The following is a 3,848-nucleotide window of genomic DNA, read 5'->3' on the forward strand; positions in this document are numbered from 1 at the left end:
CGGGGTCGCGGCGGCGGCGCTGGTGCCGCTGTTCCTCAACACGCTCTCGAGCAACGTGCTCGCGAACATCCTGAACCCGATGTCGAACGACGAGGCGAGGCGAAGCCTGCTCATCTTCGGCGGCTTCTGCCTGATCGCGGCGATCTCGTCCACCGCGTTCATCCGCACCATTTCCGACCGCGTTCTGCGGATGGAGGTCAAGGCGGCGAGGCAGGAGGCGAGCGAGGCGAAGACCAAGGCCGTGCACGTGGAGGAGACGGTCGCTCCCATCGTCGCGAAGGAAACCGAGCCCGACACGGAGCGCGCCGAAGCGTCGCTCACCGCTCGTGTCCGGCGGTCCGATGCCGGCGAGGCGCCGCCGGAAGAGCGGGTGCTCGCCGCGCTCCTGCCGAACCGGTGGACGCTGCGCACCCAGGCCGGCCTCGCGAAGCAGACGGGGCTCGATGCCGCGGAGGTAGGCCGCATCCTGAACGACGTCCGCAAGCGTGGCCTCGCGGAGCGGACCTCGACGGCGAACGGCGAGCGCTGGTACATCACGGAAGAGGGTAAGACGCTGGTCAGCTGATCCAGCGCGATGTAACGGAGGGAGCCCCGCCGCGCCAGGCACGCACGGCGGGGCTCGTCACGTTTCCATCCCCGGTACGCCGATGCGTTCGTCCCAACCGGCCACGGCTCGTGCGATCTCTTCGGGTTTTCCGACAGTGCGAATACGTGAGATACGGGCGCCGCCCATCACCTGAAAACAACACTGTTGACGGTGAGCGGTGCCGATGCTAGTGTATTAGCACAGTGTCAATGCACTAGCATGAAGCCCTTCGCCAGGAGCCACAGGTGCCCTCCACATCGCCACACCAGCTCGGCCGGCGCGAGCGCCAGATCATGGACGCAGTGTACCGGCTGGGCCGCGCGACCGCCGCAGACGTGCTGGCCGCGCTTCCCGACCCGCCCAGCTACTCGGCCGTCCGCGGCATGCTGCGCCTGCTGGAGGACAAGGGCCTGCTGAAGCACGAGCAGGACGGCCCACGCTACGTGTACCTCGCCACGGCCGACCCGGAGCAGGTGAGCCGCGGCGCGGTGAAGCACCTGCTGAGCACCTTCTTCAACAACTCGGCGGCGCAGGCGGTGGCAGCCATCCTGGGCCAGGCCGGCGACCGGATCAGCGACGCGGAGCTGGACCGCCTGGCCCTGCTCATCGACGAGGCACGCGAACACGGAGGAGACGCATGAGCCCGCTGCTGGACCGTCTCGCCCTGGACCCGAGCACGGGTCCCGCCGCCGTGCTGCTGCTGAAGGGCACGCTACTCCTGGCCTCCGCCGCCGTCGCGGGCCTGGCGCTCCGCCGCTCCAGCGCCGCCAGCCGCCACCTCGTGTGGACGCTCAGCCTGGCCGGCATGCTCGCGCTGCCGCTCCTCTCCCTCGCGCTCCCGGCCTGGCGCGTGCCCGTCCTCAGCGCCCCGCCGGCGGACGCGTGGACGCCCGCGCCGTTCCCCGCCGTGCCCGCCTCGCCTGGCGCCGCGGTTCCGTTCGCCGCCGCATCGGCCGCGCTCGGCACCGGCTTCCCGGTGGCTGCGCCCGCCGCACCTGCCGCACCGTCCGCGATGTCGCGGCTGGCGGATGCGTTGCCGCGTGGGCTGAGCCTGGCGCTCGCCATCTACCTCCTCGGCGCGGCGGTCGTGCTCGCCCGCATCGCGACGGGTGAGTGGGTGCTGCGGCGCCTGGCCCGCAAGGCGTCGGCTCCGTCGGATCCGGCGTGGGCGGCGCTGCTGCGCGACCTGACGTGGATGATGGACGTGGACCGGCCGGTGCGCCTTCTGGTGAGCCGGCACGCGACGATGCCCATGACGTGGGGCTTCCGCCGCCCCGTGGTGATGCTGCCCGCCGAGGCGGACGCGTGGCCCGAGGAGCGCCGCCGCGTGGTGCTGCTGCACGAGCTCGCGCACGTGGCGCGGCACGACTGCCTAACGCAGCTGCTGGCCGGGCTAGCCTGCGCTGCATACTGGTTCCACCCCGGGCGCGTGGTACGCCGCCCGCCGTCTGCGCGTGGAGCGCGAGCGCGCCAGCGACGACCGAGTGCTGGCCGCGGGCACGCCGGGCCCCACCTACGCCGCGCACCTGCTGGACGTGGCGCGCGCCTTCCGCTCGGTGGGCTTCGCGGGCCCGGTGGCGGTCAGCATGGCGCGCCCGTCGCAGCTGGAAGGCCGCCTCCTGGCCGTGCTCGACGGTGTCCGCGCCCACCGCGCGCTCTCGCGCCGCACGGCGAGCCTCGCATCGGCCGCAGCGGTCGCGCTGGTGCTGCCGCTGGCGGCGATGCGTCCCGCCGCGCGCGTGTCCGCATCTCCCGCGAACGCGGGCGCGTGGCCGGCGGCTCCAACATCTGCCGGATCTACGGCGCCTGCCGCGGCTCTCGCATCTTCCGGAACGCCCGCGGCTCCGGCATCGCAGCAGGACGGGACGATCGACCGCACGGTGGCGGCGCGCAGCGGGGGCACGCTGGCGCTGGACCTGGAGACGGGCGGCGGCGTGACGGTGACCGGGTGGGACCGTGAGCAGGTTCGCGTGAACGCGCAGCTCGGCGGGCGCGACCGGGCGGACACCCGCGTGACGGTGGAGCCGGTCGCGTCGGGCGTGCGGGTCCGCGCGGTGCAGGCGCGCAGCCGTGGATCGTCCAGCACCAGCCACAGCTTCCGCGTGTGGGTGCCGCGCCGCTTCGGCGTCCGTCTCGCGTCGGCAGGAGGCGGCGTGCACATCAGCGGCGTGCAGGGCGACTTCCGCGGCGAGACGGGAGGCGGGGAGCTGGAGCTGCGCAACGTGAGCGGCAGCGCGCGGCTCTCCACCGGCGGCGGCGGGATCGACGTGGCGGACTCGCGCCTGTCCGGCGAGGTGCGCACGGGGGGCGGGCACGTCCGCCTGCGCAACGTGACCGGCGGCCTGCGCGGCTTCTCCGGCAGCGACGGCGACCGCGCGTGGGGCGACGCGTCGAGCCGGACGCGCGTGCGGACCGGCGATGCGGACGGCGCGGTCACCGTGGACGTGGAAGGTGACGGAGGGCCCGTGCGCGTCTCCGGCAACGGCGGAGCGTGGACGGTGGATGGCGGCTCGTCATCCGCCAGCGCCGGGGCCTGGGGCAGCGGATCGTCGTCCACCGTGACGTCTTCCGGCTCGAGTGCCCGTACCACCACGGCGGGCAGGCAGCGGTCGACGACCACCACCTGCGTGGATGGCCGGTGCACCTCGTCGACCTCCGGCGGCGGGAGAGCGTCGACCACGGCCACCTGCGTGGACGGGCGATGCACTTCCTCCACCTCCGGCGAGCGGACGTGGTCCAGGCCGGGCTCGCCGGAATCCGCGGCCGCGTCGGCCTCGGCCTGGGACCGCGACAATACGGGCTCCCGCACCATCGTCTGCAACGACACGACGTGCACCGACAAGGATACGGAGGCCGCCGCATCCACCCGCTCCGGCCGCGGCGCCGCGCGCGGGACCACCTCCACCAGCACCACGCGTCACTGCGACGACGACGGCCGCTGCACGAGCGCGGAGGCACGCGTGGAGCCCAGCGGCTACGCGTACGTGACCGGCGACGACGACGAGGCGCGCCGCTCCGCCATCCGCGGCATGCTCTCCGGGGCGCCTCCGGAAGCCGCGGCGGCTGCGCTCGGCCGCATCGCCTTCCAGCGCGACCTGAGCGCCGACGTGCAGCGCGAGGCCGTGCGCTCCCTCGGCCGCGTGGCCGGCGGCAGCGGCGCCGAGCAGCTCGCCCGCATCGCCCTGTCGCACCCGCGCGTGGCGGTGCGGCGCGAGGCCGCGGACGTGCTCGCCGCGCGCTTCCGCTCGTCCGCCACGCCTAC

At 74.2% G+C, this 3,848-nt stretch carries 3 protein-coding genes; all 3 read left to right on the forward strand.

The features are described 5' to 3' along the window. A partial coding sequence (locus VFE05_18605) for a YEATS-associated helix-containing protein (GenBank protein HET6232092.1) occupies nucleotides 1-565 on the forward strand: 565 nt, incomplete at its 5' end. A gap of 266 nt (nucleotides 566-831) precedes the next feature. Then, nucleotides 832-1,227, forward strand: a complete 396-nt coding sequence (locus tag VFE05_18610; protein HET6232093.1) for a BlaI/MecI/CopY family transcriptional regulator — start codon at nucleotides 832-834, stop codon at nucleotides 1,225-1,227. A gap of 813 nt (nucleotides 1,228-2,040) precedes the next feature. Continuing rightward, nucleotides 2,041-3,848: hypothetical protein (locus VFE05_18615; protein HET6232094.1), on the forward strand; the 1,808-nt coding region annotated here is incomplete at its 3' end.

It is taken from the genome of Longimicrobiaceae bacterium (assembly GCA_035696245.1).
Classification (GTDB): Bacteria; Gemmatimonadota; Gemmatimonadetes; order Longimicrobiales; family Longimicrobiaceae; genus DASRQW01.